The organism is Mesorhizobium sp. WSM4976 (assembly GCF_029625685.1).
Taxonomy (GTDB): domain Bacteria; phylum Pseudomonadota; class Alphaproteobacteria; order Rhizobiales; family Rhizobiaceae; genus Mesorhizobium.
This window is the reverse complement of record NZ_JARTVT010000023.1, coordinates 96,177-111,814: the sequence shown is the minus strand read 5'-3', so window position 1 is coordinate 111,814 and position 15,638 is coordinate 96,177. Positions and strand designations below refer to the sequence as shown.

16 protein-coding genes are annotated in these 15,638 nt (G+C 63.8%); 5 read left to right on the top strand and 11 right to left on the bottom strand.

Going from position 1 to position 15,638, the window contains the following annotated elements:
- Window position 1: 1 nt before the first annotated feature.
- On the bottom strand, window positions 2-826 hold the full coding sequence (mazG, locus tag P9272_RS25785) for a nucleoside triphosphate pyrophosphohydrolase (RefSeq protein WP_278162728.1): 825 nt from the start codon (window positions 824-826) through the stop codon (window positions 2-4).
- Window positions 827-908: 82 nt separating this feature from the next.
- Window positions 909-2,096 (bottom strand): amino acid aminotransferase, encoded by a 1,188-nt coding sequence (locus P9272_RS25780; protein ID WP_278162739.1) that lies wholly within the window; start codon window positions 2,094-2,096, stop codon window positions 909-911.
- A 118-nt stretch (window positions 2,097-2,214) separates the two neighbouring features.
- Between P9272_RS25780 and P9272_RS25775 the strand changes: the two genes are divergently transcribed.
- The 5 genes from P9272_RS25775 to P9272_RS25755 all read left to right on the top strand — a co-directional run bounded on the left by P9272_RS25775 (window position 2,215) and on the right by P9272_RS25755 (window position 5,716).
- Window positions 2,215-2,736, top strand: coding sequence for a sigma-70 family RNA polymerase sigma factor (locus P9272_RS25775; RefSeq protein WP_278162727.1), 522 nt, complete (start codon window positions 2,215-2,217; stop codon window positions 2,734-2,736).
- Window positions 2,733-3,506, top strand: coding sequence for an anti-sigma factor (locus P9272_RS25770; protein ID WP_128260116.1), 774 nt, complete (start codon window positions 2,733-2,735; stop codon window positions 3,504-3,506). The genes P9272_RS25775 and P9272_RS25770 overlap by 4 nt, the downstream gene beginning before the upstream one ends.
- A gap of 17 nt (window positions 3,507-3,523) precedes the next feature.
- Complete coding sequence (locus P9272_RS25765) at window positions 3,524-4,240, top strand: Bax inhibitor-1/YccA family protein (protein ID WP_127306914.1); 717 nt, start codon at window positions 3,524-3,526, stop codon at window positions 4,238-4,240.
- 177 nt (window positions 4,241-4,417) lie between these two features.
- Complete coding sequence (locus P9272_RS25760) at window positions 4,418-5,293, top strand: aldose 1-epimerase family protein (RefSeq protein WP_278162726.1); 876 nt, start codon at window positions 4,418-4,420, stop codon at window positions 5,291-5,293.
- Window positions 5,294-5,296: 3 nt separating this feature from the next.
- Window positions 5,297-5,716: a hypothetical protein gene (locus P9272_RS25755; protein WP_278162724.1), complete on the top strand. Its 420-nt coding sequence runs from the start codon at window positions 5,297-5,299 to the stop codon at window positions 5,714-5,716.
- A 70-nt stretch (window positions 5,717-5,786) separates the two neighbouring features.
- Here P9272_RS25755 and P9272_RS25750 read toward each other — a convergent pair whose 3' ends face one another.
- The 9 genes from P9272_RS25750 to P9272_RS25710 form a co-directional block, all read right to left on the bottom strand.
- Window positions 5,787-6,530, bottom strand: coding sequence for an outer membrane beta-barrel protein (locus P9272_RS25750; protein WP_278162723.1), 744 nt, complete (start codon window positions 6,528-6,530; stop codon window positions 5,787-5,789).
- 192 nt (window positions 6,531-6,722) lie between these two features.
- On the bottom strand, window positions 6,723-7,634 hold the full coding sequence (locus tag P9272_RS25745) for an agmatinase (protein WP_278162722.1): 912 nt from the start codon (window positions 7,632-7,634) through the stop codon (window positions 6,723-6,725).
- A gap of 236 nt (window positions 7,635-7,870) precedes the next feature.
- Window positions 7,871-8,692 carry an MBL fold metallo-hydrolase gene (locus P9272_RS25740; RefSeq protein WP_128260120.1) on the bottom strand — a complete coding sequence of 274 codons (822 nt, stop codon included), beginning with the start codon at window positions 8,690-8,692 and terminating at the stop codon, window positions 7,871-7,873.
- Window positions 8,689-9,483, bottom strand: a complete 795-nt coding sequence (locus P9272_RS25735) for a TatD family hydrolase (RefSeq protein ID WP_278162721.1) — start codon at window positions 9,481-9,483, stop codon at window positions 8,689-8,691. The genes P9272_RS25740 and P9272_RS25735 overlap by 4 nt, the downstream gene beginning before the upstream one ends.
- Window positions 9,483-11,027 carry a methionine--tRNA ligase gene (gene metG / locus P9272_RS25730; protein WP_278162720.1) on the bottom strand — a complete coding sequence of 515 codons (1,545 nt, stop codon included), beginning with the start codon at window positions 11,025-11,027 and terminating at the stop codon, window positions 9,483-9,485. Before metG ends, P9272_RS25735 begins: the two co-directional genes overlap by 1 nt.
- Before the next feature lie 127 nt (window positions 11,028-11,154).
- The gene (locus P9272_RS25725) at window positions 11,155-12,210 is read right to left on the bottom strand and encodes a DNA polymerase III subunit delta' (RefSeq protein WP_278162719.1); all 1,056 of its coding nucleotides are present in this window, start codon (window positions 12,208-12,210) and stop codon (window positions 11,155-11,157) included.
- Window positions 12,207-12,881 (bottom strand): dTMP kinase, encoded by a 675-nt coding sequence (gene tmk / locus P9272_RS25720; protein WP_278162718.1) that lies wholly within the window; start codon window positions 12,879-12,881, stop codon window positions 12,207-12,209. The genes P9272_RS25725 and tmk overlap by 4 nt, the downstream gene beginning before the upstream one ends.
- A 72-nt stretch (window positions 12,882-12,953) precedes the next feature.
- Entirely contained in the window at window positions 12,954-14,132 is a 1,179-nt protein-coding gene (locus P9272_RS25715) for a D-alanyl-D-alanine carboxypeptidase family protein (RefSeq protein ID WP_278162717.1), read from the bottom strand.
- Window positions 14,133-14,248: 116 nt separating this feature from the next.
- Window positions 14,249-15,514, bottom strand: a complete 1,266-nt coding sequence (locus P9272_RS25710; RefSeq protein WP_128260125.1) for a septal ring lytic transglycosylase RlpA family protein — start codon at window positions 15,512-15,514, stop codon at window positions 14,249-14,251.
- Window positions 15,515-15,638 lie beyond the last annotated feature (124 nt).

The window sequence follows — 15,638 nt, the reverse complement described above, 5'->3', positions numbered from 1 at the left end:
ATTACTTGGCGCCCTTGGCCTGCTGCCAGAGTGCTTCCATCTCTTCGAGCGTCGCCTTCTCCAGCGAACTGTCCGAAGCCGCCAAGGCCTGCTCGACATAGTGGAAGCGCGAGCGGAACTTTTCATTGGTGCCGCTGAGTGCTGCTTCCGAGTCGAGCTTGAGGTGGCGGCCGAGATTGACGAGGGCAAACAGCATGTCGCCGAACTCGTCCTTGATCGGTCCGGTATCGCCCCCGGCAAGCGCCTCGCGCAATTCACCGATCTCCTCCTCGATTTTGTCGAGGATGGGGGCTGCCTCGCTCCAGTCGAAGCCGACGCGCGCGGCTTTCTCCTGCAGCTTCAGCGCGCGCGTCAGGGCAGGGAGCGCGACCGGCACGCTGTCGAGATAGCCTTTGCCGTGATCTTCCGGATCGAGCCCACGCGCGACGCGGGCACTGCGCTTTTCAGCCTTCTCCTCAGCTTTGATCTTTTCCCACATGCCCTTGGCCATGCCGGCGCTGCGCGCCTTCTCGTCGCCGAAGACGTGCGGATGGCGGCGGATCATCTTGGTGGTGATGGCCTCGACGACATCGCCGAAAGCGAACTCGCCGATTTCCTCGGCCATCTGCGCATGGTAGACGACCTGCAAAAGCAGGTCGCCCAGCTCCTCGCGCAAATCGTCGAAATCGCCACGCGCGATCGCGTCAGCCACTTCATAGGCCTCCTCGATCGTGTAGGGCGCGATGGTCGAAAAGTTCTGCTCGACATCCCACGGACAGCCGGTCTTGGGCACGCGCAGCGCCGCCATGATCTCGATCAGCCGGGAAATGTCTTTCGAGGGTTTCATAGCCTCAAGCCTAGCGCTCAGCCCACAATCCGGCCATCTCAGCGGCTCGCCGGCGTGACTTGTCCACAGCTGTCGCAGGCCTTCAGTCGAGCACCGAGACGATCGCCTTGGCAAGACTGTCCAATCCGTCTTCAGGCAGACCGGCAACGTTGATGCGGCTGTCACCGACCATGTAGACGGCGTGCTCGGTGCGCAGGCGTTCGACCTGCGCCTCGGTCAGCCCGAGGCGGGAAAACATGCCGCGATGGCTGGCGACGAAATCGAAGCGGTCGGAGTTGGACTGCCGGCGCAATGCTTCGGCGAAGGCGACGCGGAGCCTCAGCATGCGCAGCCGCATCTCCTCGAGTTCCGTCTCCCAGTCCTTTCTGAGGTTGGCATCCTCCAGCACCATCCGCACGGCGGCCGCGCCATGATCCGGTGGCATCGAATAGAGCGCGCGCGCGGCTGCCAGCATCTGGCTCATCGCCACCTCGGCCTGGGCGCCGTCCTTGGCCATGATCATCGCGGCGCCCACGCGGTCGCGGTAGACGGCAAAGTTCTTCGAGCAGCTTGAAGCGACGACCATCTCCGGCACCTTGCCGGCCAGCAGACGCAGACCGGCGGCGTCGGCGTCGAGGCCCTCGCCAAACCCCTGATAGGCGATGTCGACGAAAGGCAGCAGGCCGCGCTCCAGGAGAACGTCCGAGACCTTCGCCCATTGATCGAGATCGAGATTGGCGCCGGTCGGGTTGTGGCAGCAGCCATGCAGCAGCACGACGTCGCCGCTACTGGCCGCCCTGAGCGTTGCCAGCATCTCGTCGAAGCGCACAGCGCCCGAAGCAGCGTCGAAATAGGGATAATCGCGAACTTGCAGACCGGCGGCACGCATCACCGGCAGATGGTTCGGCCAGGTCGGATCGGACAGCCAGACCGTCGCGCCGGGCCGCGTGCGCTGCAGAAGCTCGGCCACCAGCCTGAGCGCGCCGGATCCCCCCGGGGCCTGAGCTGCGCGGATGCGCGAATGGTCGGCCTTCTCGCCAAAGGCGAGCTTTATCATGGCGGCATTGAAGCCGGTGTCGCCGGCAAGGCCGAGATAGGTCTTGGTGTCCTGGCTGGCCAGCAGCCGCTTCTCTGCCTCGCGCACGGCGCGCATCACCGGCGTCTTGCCGTCGATGTCCTTGTAGACGCCGACGCCGAGGTCGACTTTGCCCGGACGTGGATCGTTGCGATAGAGGCCGATCAGGGCAAGGATCTTGTCGGCGGGCGCGGGCTGCAGTGGCGGCGGATTGATACGCAAATCGATCCCGCCACGCCAGCGGTTTCCTCAGCGCCCCGGCGATGCATAAAGAAAATGCCGGGCAAGGGATTAAATTCCCTACATGCTCCGTAAACAGGGCATGAAACGGTCGATGGCACGCTTCGATACCGTCGGGCAGCTGGGGTCGCTGCGGCGTTACGCGCGCTCGCTGACGCGCGACGGCACTGATGCTGAGGATCTCGTTCATGACGCGCTGGTGCGCGCCTATGAGCGGCGCGCGACCTTTCGCTCGGACGGCAATTTGCGCGCCTGGCTGCTGGCGATCGTGCACAACATGTTCATCGACCGCATGCGCTCGCGCCGTTCCGAGGCAGCGCGCATCGAACAGGCCGGCATTGTCGCCGACCAGAGCGTGCCTGCCTCGCAGGATCATTCCGTGCGCCTGTCGCAGGTCCGGGAGGCGTTTCTTTCGCTCCCCGAGGAACAGCGCTCGGCGCTCCATCTCGTCGCCATCGAGGGGCTTTCCTATCAGCAGGCCGCCGAGGTCATCGGCGTGCCGCTCGGCACGCTGATGTCGCGCATCGGCCGTGCGCGCGCCGCGCTGCGCGAGATGGAGGAGCGCGCGCCGCAGAAAGCCAGGCCCCATCTCAGGATCGTGGGAGACGATCAATGACCGTTATTGTCGACCCCGTAACCGACGCCGATCTCGACGCCTATGTCGACGATCAACTGGATGTCGCCCGCCGCATCGAGGTCGAGGCGCACCTCGCCGCGCGCCCGGAAGCGGCGGCGCGTGTGATGTCGGACCTGAGGACGCGCGACGAACTGCGCGTCGCGCTTGCCGGACCCGTCGGCACGGCGCGTCCGGCCACGACCGAAGCAGCGCGGCGGCTGGAAAGGGCGCTTGCCAGGGGGCGTATGCTTGCCGTGCTGCAGCGCGCCGCAGCCGCGGCCGTGCTGGTCGCCGCGGGCTGGCTGGCCAACGGCATTTTCGGACCGATCGCGGTGACCAAGGTGGTCGCCTCGACACAGCCGCCGGCCTATGTCGAGGACGCGGTCAGGGCGCACCGGACGACCTTGACGCGCGAGACGATGTCGTCACAGCGGGAAGCGCCCGGCTATGATGCCGACGAGATCCGCGCCGCCACCGCAATCGTCATGCCGTCGCTGCCCGACGACTGGAAGATCCGCGACGTCCAGGTCTATCCATCGCAATTCGGGCCGAGCGTTGAGATGGCGGTCCAGACCAGAGACCTCGGCCTCGTCTCGTTGTTCGCGATCAGACCGGGCACGTTCGACGTCGTGAAGCCGACGGTCGCGCCCGCAGACGACATCTCAACCGCCTATTTCCAGATCGGCGAGGTCGCCTATGCGGTGGTCGGGCGCGGCGACGCCGGCAGCCTCGACCGTGCCGCCGAAAAACTAGCCAGAACCCTCTACTGAGAACCAAGGAGAACCTGATGAACAGCCCCAATTTGGGATACCGAATGGGCACGGGCGTCCAGGCCGGAGCCGTCTATGACGAGGGCCTGCGCAAGCACATGCTGCGCGTCTACAACTATATGGGCCTCGGCCTCGTCGTCACCGGCCTCGTCGCCTTCTTCGTGGCCTCAACGCCGGCGCTCTACGTGCCAATCTTCTCCAGCCCGCTGAAATGGGTGGTGATGCTGGCGCCGCTCGCCTTCGTCATGCTCTTCTCGTTCAAGATGCAGACCATGTCGGCCGCGAGCGCGCAGACGATGTTCTGGGCCTTCTGCGCCGTCATGGGCCTGTCGCTCGCCTCGGTGTTCCTGGTCTTCACCTCGACGAGCATCGCGCGCACCTTCTTCATCGCCGCAACGATGTTCGGCGCCACCAGCCTTTACGGCTACACGACCAGGCGCGACCTGACGCAGTTCTCGTCCTTCCTGATCATGGGCCTGATCGGCGTGGTGATCGCCAGCCTGGTCAATCTGTTCCTCGGCTCGACCGCGCTGCAATTCGCCATCTCGGTGATCGGCATCGCCGTCTTCGTCGGCCTCACTGCCTGGGATACGCAGACCATCAAGGAGCAGTATGCGGAGAATTTCGATGCCGAATCGCAGCAGAAGCTCGCCGTCTTCGGCGCCTTCTCGCTCTATCTGAACTTCATCAACATCTTCCAGCTGCTGCTGAATTTCACCGGCGAGCGCGAATAGTCCGGGCCGTGGCAGGCAACACTGCTGACCTCGGCGTGGCCGGAGGGAAACCTCCGGCCATTTTTGTCGACTGCGCCCAAAGCGTCCACGACCAAGGTGGGATCTGCCTGCCGTGCTTGAGTTCACGCGCGCCCTTTTGCTAGCCTGCCGGTCAAACCAGCCAGCCAAGAGGACACAATGGAACAGGTGACGCTCCACGCTGACGGGATCTCGGCGACCATCGTCGGGCAGGGAGCCGAGCTGGTCTCGCTGCGCGATGGCGACGGCACCGAGCTTCTGTGGCAGGCGGGCGCCGCCTGGCGGCGCCATTCGCCGGTCCTGTTCCCGACCGTCGGCCGGCTGAAGGGCGATCAGCTGCGCCATCGCGGCCAAACTTATCCGATGACGCAGCATGGCTTTGCCCGCGACCGGCGCTTTGCCTGGGAGGAGCAGAGACCCACCTCCTGCAAATTGGTCCTGTCGGATGACGCCGAAACCCGGACGCACTACCCCTTCGCCTTTCGCCTCGCCATCGGCTACGAGCTGAAGCCGCGGCAGCTCGGCGTGACCTTCGAGATCACCAACACCGGCGACGAGTTGCTGCCGGCCTCGATCGGCGCGCATCCGGCGTTCAACTGGCCGCTGCTGCCGGAACTGGCCAAGGAAGCCTATCGGCTGACCTTCGCCAAGGATGAAGCTGCGCCGATCCGCCGGCTGAAGGATGGCCTGCTGCTGCCGGACCCGCTACCGACGCCCATCGAGGGAAAGACGCTGCCGCTGTCCGAAAGATTGTTCGTCGACGACGCCGTCATCCTCGACAAGCCGGCCAGCACCAGCGTGCGCTACACCGCCGGCCGCGGCCCGGCGATCGAGATGTCGTGGCAAGGCTTCAACGAGCTGGGCATCTGGTCCAAGCCGGGCGGCGCGCCGTTCCTGTGCATCGAGCCCTGGCACGGTATTGCCAGTCCCGCCGATTTCGATGGCGAGTTCGCCGACAAGCCTGGTGTCATGCTGATTGAGCCGGGCGCCCGGCGCGTCCTGAGCTACCGGATCGGCCTCAGCCGGGACGCCTGAACCGTGGCGTACGCCATCAAGGCCGAGATCGAGGACCCGCAGGCGGAAACCTTGGTCTTCGCCGCCCAGAAAACCATGTATGGCGGCAAGCACATCGCTGAAGGCGATATCGTATTCCTGTTCGCCAGTGAGAATGAAGGCGGGCAGGGGCTGTTCGCGCGTGGCATCGTGACCTCTTCGAAGGCCATCCCGAGACGTCCCGATCTCGAACGGCAGACACCGCGTGTCAGCATCACCATCCGGCGCACGGCCTTGGCGACGAAGCGTCTGAGCCGCGATGAGCTCAAGCGCTTCAAGGATTGGAACGACGGCCGGCCCGAGACCGAGCTCAACTTCAAATTCTACCGCCAGGCGACGAACAAGATCGTCGGCATCTCGGACGGGGCGGCCGCGTTTCTCGAAGAGTTCTTCCAGCACCCGTGACCGCTGAAAGACCGCAAAAAGGAAAGCCCGGCGCGGGGTCGGGCCAATCCAAACCGGGACTATCGATTGGTCAGTTGCCGAACTTGTAGCTCAACCTCGCCATGACGACGTCGGCCCTGGCCTTGACCTTGTACGTCTCCGGATTGTTTCCGAGCGAACCGTTGTCGAACACGTTAGGTCCGGTGCTGATCTTGGAGCCGAGATCGATATGCGTGTAGTCGACGCCCAGGCTTAGCTTGTCGGTGAGGGCATAATCGATGCCTGCGCCTATGGCATAGCCGTTGTGCCAGTCGTTCTGCTCGTAAGTGACGAGAGCGTCACTGTCGCGCGCCTTGAAGCCGACCTCGCCGCCGGCATAGCCGCCCTTGGCATAGATCAGAACGCGATCAAAGGCATAGCCGATCCGGCCTACCACTGTTGCATAATGCTGGATTCGACCGGTCTCGGTATCGCTGTCCGGGAAATACGGGCTGACGATCGTCTTTCTTATTCCCGTCGCAGTCCACGAGGCTTCGCCGCCCAGCACGAATTGGTTCCACTGATACTGAGCGCCGACATGTACACCACCGGCTATGTTGGTATCGCTGAAATCGAAACCCTCGGTTCCAGCAGGAACCAGATCTGTAAAGAAGCCGCCACTCGGCTGCTGTACATCCGTCGCCTTGATGTGGCCATTGGCGACTCCGATATGCGCGCCGGCATAGAAGCCGCTCCAATCATAGGCCGAGCCGGCGATCGGGCGAGCCATATCTGCGGCCGAAGCGGCGGTCGCGCTGAGCCCAGCCAGCGCGGCAGTTGCAATAAGTCTCTTCACTGAATTCCTCCGATCCACCCAAATCCCATCGGAGCTCCAACATAAACGAATATTTTGAAATAAGGTGTGATGATTTAGCCGCACTATCAATAAATCAACAAGGTGCACGAAGGCGGCAAGAAAAACAGTAATCGCTAATATAATCCCGATAATGAAGTCCCTGACAAACGGAAATAGACGGCTGCCGAGCTTCTACATTTGCCGGACTACAGCGCCTATCGCGTTGACGACAAGTCGGGCGGCGACCAGGGCAGACAGGCCGTCAATGTCGGCGGGAGGATAGAACTCGACAAGGTCGAATCCAGCGAGCCTGGCCCGCCTGCCAAGCCCGGCAATCAGGTCGATCGTTTGTGTGTAGCTGAGGCCGCCAGGCGTGCGCGCAGCCACGCCCGGCATGGTGCCAGGATCGAGCCCGTCGCAGTCCAGAGTGACGACGACCTGTGCGCCTTCGGGAATATGCCGCAGAGCGATCTCCACGCCTTGAGCGTGGACCTCGCGCGCGGTGACGAAGCGGCTGCCATAGCCCCGCGCCGCTTCGATTTCGGCGGGACGCGCGCTGCCGACGCTGCGCAGGCCGACCTGCACCATGCCTGCCACATGCGGCATCTCGCTTGCTCGCCGCATCGGGCTCGAATAGCCGTAGCGTTCGCCGTGCACCTCGTCACGCCAGTCGATATGGGCGTCGATCTGCAGGATCCAGATTGGTCCGCGGTCGGCAAAGCCGGCAAGGAATGGAACGATGACGGAATCGTCACCGCCAAGCATGATCGGTACGGCCGGGAGGGACAGAACTTCGCGCGTCCTTGCCTCGATCCGGGCCCGGTTGCCGGCATTGTCATGCATGATGGTCATGATGTCGCCGGTATAGGTGCAGCAGCACGGTCCGCCATTGAACAACGGACCACCGAGATCGAAATCCCAATGCTCGACCAGCGGGGCATCGCCCTGGCTGACGGTGCGGATGGCGTTGGCGGCCTCGGCATAGCCGCTGCTGTCCTTGCCACGATAGGTGCTTCCATGACCTGCTCCGAAGATCACGGCCCGCGGCATGCGCCCGTCGGAGAGGTGACTGGGGAAGCCGAGAAAGGTAGGCAAGGCGGTCATTTCCGGATGCTTTCATTGTTGCGGCCAGCTTTGGGATTGCGGCACAGCGCCACCCGAACGTAAGTCGCATAAGATATATTATGGAACTTAGGCGCTGGGCGCCGACCCGAGAATTGCAGCGGATTTCGCCATTGGCGACAAACTCTGTGGACTGGGCAGCACTCGCGACTTCGCGAATTCAGGCTACCAGCCAAAGCCATGAATGGCGAGATGCGGCACCAACTGAGCAGCTGTCGCTATCGTTCTGACTCGTAAGGAATTTCGATGATCATGCCGTCATAGGCCGGCACCACGTGCTCCGGCGTCTCGGCCATCACCACGGCGTAGTCCAGCGGCACGTGCATATGCGTCAGCACGGCCTTGTTCGGAGCCAGTTTCTCGATCCAGCCCAGAGCCTGACCGAGCGACAGATGGCTGGGATGGGTCTTGTACTGCAGCGCGTCGAGCACCAGCATGTCGAGGCTCAGCAACCGCTCGGCAGTGGCGGGCGGGAAGTCGCTGATATCCGGGCAGTAGGCAAGCCCGCCGATGCGGAAGCCCAGCGAAATGATGTCGCCATGGATCTGCGGCAGCGGCTCAAAGGTGAGGGCGCCCCCCTCGCCTTCGATCACCACCGGTCTCGCATGGTCGACGATATGGGGCTTGACGATCGGCGGATACGAGCTGCCGGCCGGCGTCTCGAAGCAATAGCCGAAGGCTTGACGCAGCCGCTCCATCGTCGGTTCGTCGGCGTAGATGTCGATCCTGTGCCGCTGGTCGTGCACAAAGCCACGCAGATCGTCGATGCCATGGATATGATCGGCGTGCGGATGGGTATAGACGACGGCATCGATACGCCTGACCGAAGCCAACAGCATCTGCTGGCGAAAATCCGGTCCCGTGTCGATGACGACAGTGGTGCGCGCGCCGTTGGCGGCAATCCGCTCGACCAGGGCTGCCGTGCGCATGCGCAGGTTTTTCGGATTCGCGGGATCGCAATTGCCCCAATCGCCGGTGATGCGCGGCGTGCCGGGCGATGAGCCGCAGCCAAGGATGGTGACGCGCAGCCGGTCGCTCATGTCCGCGCCATGTCCGGGCGCGGCATCTTGGTGAACAGCCTGAAGAAATTGCTGGTGGTGATATCGGCGATCTCGGTTTCGCTGACACCAATGGTCTCGGCAAGAACCTTTGCCGTGTTCGTGACATAAGCTGGTTCGTTGCGTTTTCCCCGATGCGGGATCGGCGCGAGGTAGGGCGCGTCGGTCTCGACCAGCAGCCGATCACGCGGAACATCGGCCGCGATGGCCCGCAATTCGGGGGAATTCTTGAAGGTCAGGATGCCGGAGAAGGAAACGTAGCCGCCCAGCGCCACGCCGATTTCGGCCAGCCTGCGTCCGGACGAAAAACAGTGCAGAATGAAGGGGAAGGCGCCCTTCCCTGTCTCGTCTTCGAGGATCGACGCCATGTCGTCGTCGGCACTGCGCGCATGGATGACCAGCGGCAGGCCCGTCCGGCGCGCTGCCGCAATATGGGTGCGAAAACCTTGCGCCTGCGCATCGCGCGGCGCCTTGTCATAATGATAATCAAGCCCGGCTTCGCCGATCGCCACCACCTTTGGATGCTCGGCAAGCCGCACCAGCTCGTCGGCGGTGACGTCGATCTCTTCCGCCGCATTGTGCGGATGGGTGCCGACCGAGCAATAGACTTCGTTGAAAGTTTCAGCGATTTCAATGATCTGCTGGAAACGCCTCACGCGCGTCGAGATCGTGACCATGCGGCCGACTCCGGCGGCCAGTGCGCGGTCGACGATGGCCGCCCGCTCCTCGGCGAAGTCCGGAAAGTCGAGATGGCAGTGGCTGTCGACCAGCATCAGGCGTTCTGCTCGACATAGCGCGGGAATACGCCCTCCGGCGCCGGCAAGGCGGTGCCGGGCGCCAGCGCGTAATCGGCGTGGACGTGCTCGAAAGCACGCTTGTCCGCAGGCACGCCCAGCAGGTCGAGCAGCTTGGCCGCCGATCCCGGAATGAAGGGCTGGCAAAGGAGTGCCACGCGTCGCACCAGTTCGGCCGTTGTCCACAAGACCGTTTCCATCCGCTCCGGATTGGTCTTCTTCAGCGCCCACGGCTCCTGGGAGGCGAAATAGCGGTCCGCTTCCGCCACCACGCTGAAGATCGCCGCCAGGGCCAGATGGATGCCCTGCTCCGCCATCGCCCGGCGCGAAACGGCCAGCGCCTCGATCGCTTGGTCGAGGATCGCCGTATCGGCCTCCGCCAGCTCGTCGCGCCTCGGCACCGCGCCGCCGCAATTCTTCGCGATCATTGACAGCGACCGCTGCGCCAGATTGCCGAGGCCGTTGGCGAGGTCGGCATTGGTGCGGTTGACGATCGCCTCATGGCTATAATTTCCGTCCTGGCCGAACGGCACCTCGCGCAGGAAGAAATAGCGCACTTGGTCGACGCCGTAGTGGTCCACCATCGTGAACGGGTCGACGACGTTGCCGACCGACTTCGACATCTTCTCGCCGCGGTTGAACAGGAACCCATGGCCGAAGACGCGCTTCGGAAGCGGAATCCCCGCCGACATCAGGAAGGCCGGCCAATAGACCGCGTGGAAACGCACGATGTCCTTGCCGATGATGTGCGCGTCGGCTGGCCAGAAGCGCCATTTCTCATCCTTTTCATTGGGATAGCCGACGCCGGTGATGTAGTTGGTCAAGGCGTCGACCCACACATACATCACATGCTTCTCGTCGCCCGGCACCGGCACGCCCCAGTCGAATGTGGTGCGCGAGACCGACAGATCCTTCAACCCGGATTTGACGAAGCTCATCACCTCGTTGCGGCGCTCGGCCGGGCCGATGAAATCTGGCTGGCTTTCATAAAGCGCGATCAGTCTGCCCTGGTAGGCCGACAGCCGGAAGAAATAGCTTTCCTCCTCGACCCATTCGACAGGCGTCCCCTGCGGTCCGTAGCGCACATTGTCGGCGCGGACCTCGGTCTCCTCCTCGCCGTAATAGGCCTCGTCGCGCACCGAATACCAGCCGGCATAACCGCCCTTATAGATATCGCCATTGGCGGCCATCGCCTTCCAGATCGCCTGTGAGGAGGCGTAGTGCCGTTCCTCGGTGGTGCGGATGAAATCATCGTTGGAAGCGTTCAGCGCGTTCGCCATGCGCTTGAATTCGGCCGAATTGCGGTCGGCGAGCTCGCGCGCCGTGATGCCTTCCTTGCGCGCCGTCTGCAGCATCTTGATGCCGTGCTCGTCAGTGCCGGTCAGGAAGAACACGTCCTTGCCGTCGAGCCGCTGGAAGCGGGCAAGCGCGTCGGTGGCGATCAGCTCATAGGCATGGCCAATATGCGGCTTGCCGTTCGGATAGGAGATCGCGGTCGTGATGTAGAATGTGTCGCGTGACATGAATGAACCGTCATGAATATCTGAATGTGAGTTGTGGCGGTGGATAACGCATCGGAACGTCGATTGCCATCCCGAGGCCAATGCATGCCGCCCGAAAGTGGGCCAACGGCATGCATCGAACGAGCCGTCACATTCGCATCGCAGAATTCAGGCGGTCGATCATGGTCAGGGCGTGCTGCTTCTTGTCGAGATTGTAGGTCTCGGCCTCAGATATCGTGTTCAGCGCCTCCTGCCAAGCCTCGGACAGGGTCTTGGCCCTGGCAAGGTCGCCGGACAACGCCGCTTCGCTTGAGGCCTCCGAAAGCATATCGAGCGCGCGGCGGTTGAAGATGTCGAACTGGATCGCCTGGTCGCGTCCCGCCACGGCCTCGGCAAGGCGGTGCGCGCCGGCGATGTCGGGCTTCCTGGCGGCCACCAGCGTATCGAGCGCGCCGGCGATCTCCAGCCCGCCATATTGGGTGAGCAGGATGGCGTTGCGTGCGCTGCCCCCTGCCCGCTCGGCGAGCGCTGCGCGTGCGGCCGGATCATCCGGCGGCGGCGGCTCGACATTTTCCAGCACCGCCATCAGCTCGTCGGCCGCGAGCGGCGCCAGCCGCACCATCTGGCAGCGCGAGCGGATCGTCGGCAGCAGGCCGCCCGGCGCGTGCACGATCAGAATGAACAAGGTGCGCGCCGGCGGCTCCTCGAGATTCTTGAGCAAGGCATTGGCGGCGTTGGTGTTCATGTCGTCGGCCGGATCGACGATGACGACGCGGTAGCTGCCGTCATGGGAGGTCATCGACAGGAAGCGGCTGACCCTGCGGATTTCGTCCACGGTCAGCACCGTCTTGAAGCTCTTGGTCTTGTCGTTGGCCGGGCGCGTAAGATGCAGCACGCCCGGATGCGCGCCGGTGGCGATCTGGCGAAACAGCGAGGAAGCCGGATCGGGAACCGCAAGCGTGTCGGGCGCAATCCTGAAATCCGGATATTTCAGAAGATGGTGCGCCAGATGGAACGCCAGTGTCGCCTTGCCGATGCCGAGCGGCCCGACGAAAATCAGCGCATGCGGCAGCTTACCCGATCGGTAGGCGCCGGCGAGCATCCCCGCTGCCGGCGCGTGGCCGATCAGCCGCGGCGTTTCAGCCGGCTCAGGCACGCCGTCCAGGGTGTCGTGCTGCTCCGGGGCGATGCGTTCGAAGATCATGCCGGCGCCGTCTCGATCCTTTGCGCCGGCATCCTCTCTTCCAGCGCCGAGAAGACGGCCGCGGTGACGACATTTTCCACCGTGTCGGGATCGGCCGCCGCGTCGATGACGATGCAGCGCTCCGGCTCCGCCGCGGCGATGGCCAGGAAAGCCTCGCGCCGCCGCCGGTGGATGGCCAAGGTCTCCTTCTCGAAACGATCGGCGGCGGCGCCGGCGCTCCGCCGTGCCGTAGCCCGTTTCAAGCCTTCAACGGGATCGATATCGAAGATCAGCGTCATGTCCGGCATCATGCCGTTGATGGCAACCGCCTCCAGCGCCTGCATGAAATCCGCATCCAGACCACCCGTGACGCCCTGGTAGACGCGTGAGGAATCAATGAAGCGGTCGCACAACACGATCGAGCCGCGCTCGACCGCCGGCCGGATGACCTGCTCGACATGATCGGAGCGGGCTGCGGCGAACAGGATCGCCTCCATCTTCGGACCGAACGGCTCGGCCGCGCCGGACAGAAGCACGTGCCTTATCGCCTCGGCGCCTGCCGAGCCGCCCGGCTCGCGGGTGACCAGAACCTCGTATTTCTTGGCACGCATGCGCCGCGCCAGCCGCTCGATCTGCGTCGACTTGCCTGCTCCTTCGCCGCCTTCGAAGGTGATGAAAAATCCGCTCGCCAATCGAGACTGCCTTTGCTCGTGCTGGCCGCTGTCATAGCCCCCGTCCGACAAAAGGTCCACGAACTTGCCCCATCACAAATGTTTCTGACGCAGCCAGCCAACGGCGAGTTCCTTGACGGCATCCAGCGCCCGCTGCGGCAGCGTGCCCACCTTCACCGACTCGGCGGCATAGAGTGGCGTCTGCTGGCTGAGCGTATCGCCTATCCAAACGCGCAGCTCACCGACCGGTTGCCCTTGCTCGACCGGCGCCGATACCGGACCCTGGTAGACGATCCTGGCGGTCAGCTTGTCGCGGTTGGCTATCGGCAGAAAGATGTCCACGGGGCCTTTGGCTTTCAAGGCCAGGCCGGATTTGACGCCGCCGAAGACCTGCGCTTCCCCGACCACCTCGTCCTTGGCGAAGATCTCGGTCTTCTGGAAGGACCGCGAGCCCCAGTCGAGCAGCTTGCGCGCTTCCTCGGAGCGTTCGCGGTCATTCGCCAGCCCGGTGAGCGCGGCGATCACGCGGATGCCGTTGTGGCTGACGGTGCCGACCAGGCCGAAGCCCGCCTGTTCGCTGGCGCCGGCGACGAAGCCGTCGGCTTCGATGCCCATGGCGATCAGCGGATTGCGGTTCCTCTGCGCGATCTTGTTCCAGGTGAAGTCCGGCTGGCCGTAATAGTGGAAGAACTCGGGATAGTCGCGCCACAGATGCAGCGCCAGCATCGTCAGCTCGCGCACCGTCGTCTGCTGGCCGTCGGCCGGCAGGCCTGTCGAATTGACGAAGGTCGATTTCGACAGGCCGAGCTGGCGGGCGCGATCCGTCATCTGCGCGGCGAAATTCGCCTCCGAGCCGGCCATGCCCTCGGCAAGCACGATGCAGCCATCATTGGCGGCCTGAACGGTGACGCCCTGGATCAGGTCCTCGACGCGGACCTGCGATTTGAGCTTGGCGAACATGGTCGAGGTTCCCGACGGCGCGCCGCCGGTGCGCCAGGCGTTTTCACTGACGACGAACGTGTCGTCGAGCGTGATGCGCTTCGACTTGATGGCGTTGAAGACCATCTCCATCGTCATCAGCTTGGCCATCGAGGCCGGCGGGATCGGCTTGTCGGGGTCCTTGGCGAAAAGCACCGTGCCGGTGTCCGCATCGATCATGAACGCCTGCGTCGCCTTGGTCTCGAACAGCTGCGCGCCCGCCGGGGCGGCGCAAAGCAGCGCCAGCACCAATCCCAGAAGGCTGGCGAAAGGCGGAAGAATGCGCAATTGCATGAAATCTCGACCCAATCTGAGCAAAACCGGAGCGTCGCCCGGAATTGCGCAAAGACTACCCCTCGGCCAAGCTAGCAGGGTTTTTTCGACCGGACCAACGTGCAGTACGAAATTGGTCAGTTACGCACAACCAGCGCGTCCGGCGCGCCATGCGACCAGGCTGCCTGGAGCAGGTCGTCAATGCTGCCGTGCCCATCCGGATAGACATTGACCGCGTACCAGTCATTGCCGTCAAGCTCGGTGCGCTGGATCTCGGTCCGGCCGAACGGCTCGAGCGCGGCGGCCACACGCTTGGCCTCGGCGGCTTCGTCAAAGGAACCGGCGGCGACGTAGTCGGATACAGGCGCCTGTTCCTGGCGGTTCGATTTCTTCCACGATTGCAGGATATCGGCCGGCGACATGCCGCTGGCATCAAGGGCGGCGAAGACATCGGCGCGTTTCACCCGCTCATCCGCATAGGACAGCGAAGCCATGGCGAAGGGCGAATTCGGCGGGAGGCGGAGATCCGGCCGCTCCGGCACGATCGGTCCGAAATCGGGCAGCACGACATCGCTGGCGCCTTGCACCGAGAACGCTGCCGGCTGCACGGTCGGCTGTTCCGAGAGGCCCGGCTGCGCGGCAAACGCCTGCCCCGAATTGGTCAACTGTCCGGGGAACGGCACAGCGGCCGGCGGCGCGCCCACCGACAAGCTCGGCGACGGACCGTTCATGGCCACCATCACGCCGGTCGGCAAACCGTCCGAGGGATCCGGCCGGTTCTTGCCGGGGTGGTAGGACGCCACCAGATATTGATCGTCGTCGCCATCGAGCGGCGCGCGGCCGACATATTCGACTTTAACCCGGGCCGTGCCGACCTTGTCATAGTCGAGCATCTGCGCGGCACGTTCTGAGACGTCGATGATGCGGCCTTCATGATAGGGACCGCGGTCGTTGACGCGAACGATCACCGAACTGCCGGTATCCAGATTGGTGACGCGGGCGTAGCTCGGCAGCGGCATCGTCGGATGCGCCGCGGTCAGATGCGTCATGTCGTAGACCTCACCGTTGGCGGTCAAACGCCCGTGAAAGGCGTCACCATACCAGGAGGCCAGCCCGACCTTGGTGAAACCCTTCCTGTCTTCCTTCGGATAATACCATTTCCCGCGAACCTGATAGGGCTTCCCTAGCTGATCGCGGCCGCCACCACGGCGCATGAACTGAACGCGCGGGCTTGCCTTCACGCCATATTCGGATTCGGCGAAATATTCCTTGGGACGGGCCTTCTTGTAGACCATCCCCTTCGGCTCGGGTTGCGAGGCGCAGGCAGCCAGCAGCAGGCCCGAAAGGGCGCACAGGGCGAAAGCAGAAGCGCGACGAAGACGCGGGCGCGTCGGAGTCTGCATGTTTTCGATTGTCCCCTACCGTGCTGCCACCCGACGGAGCCAAGCGTCCGCCGATGCCAGCAACACCTTGATCCCCAATCCCTTTTGCACAGGAATTGCTTATCACGATGTTAATCGATTATGG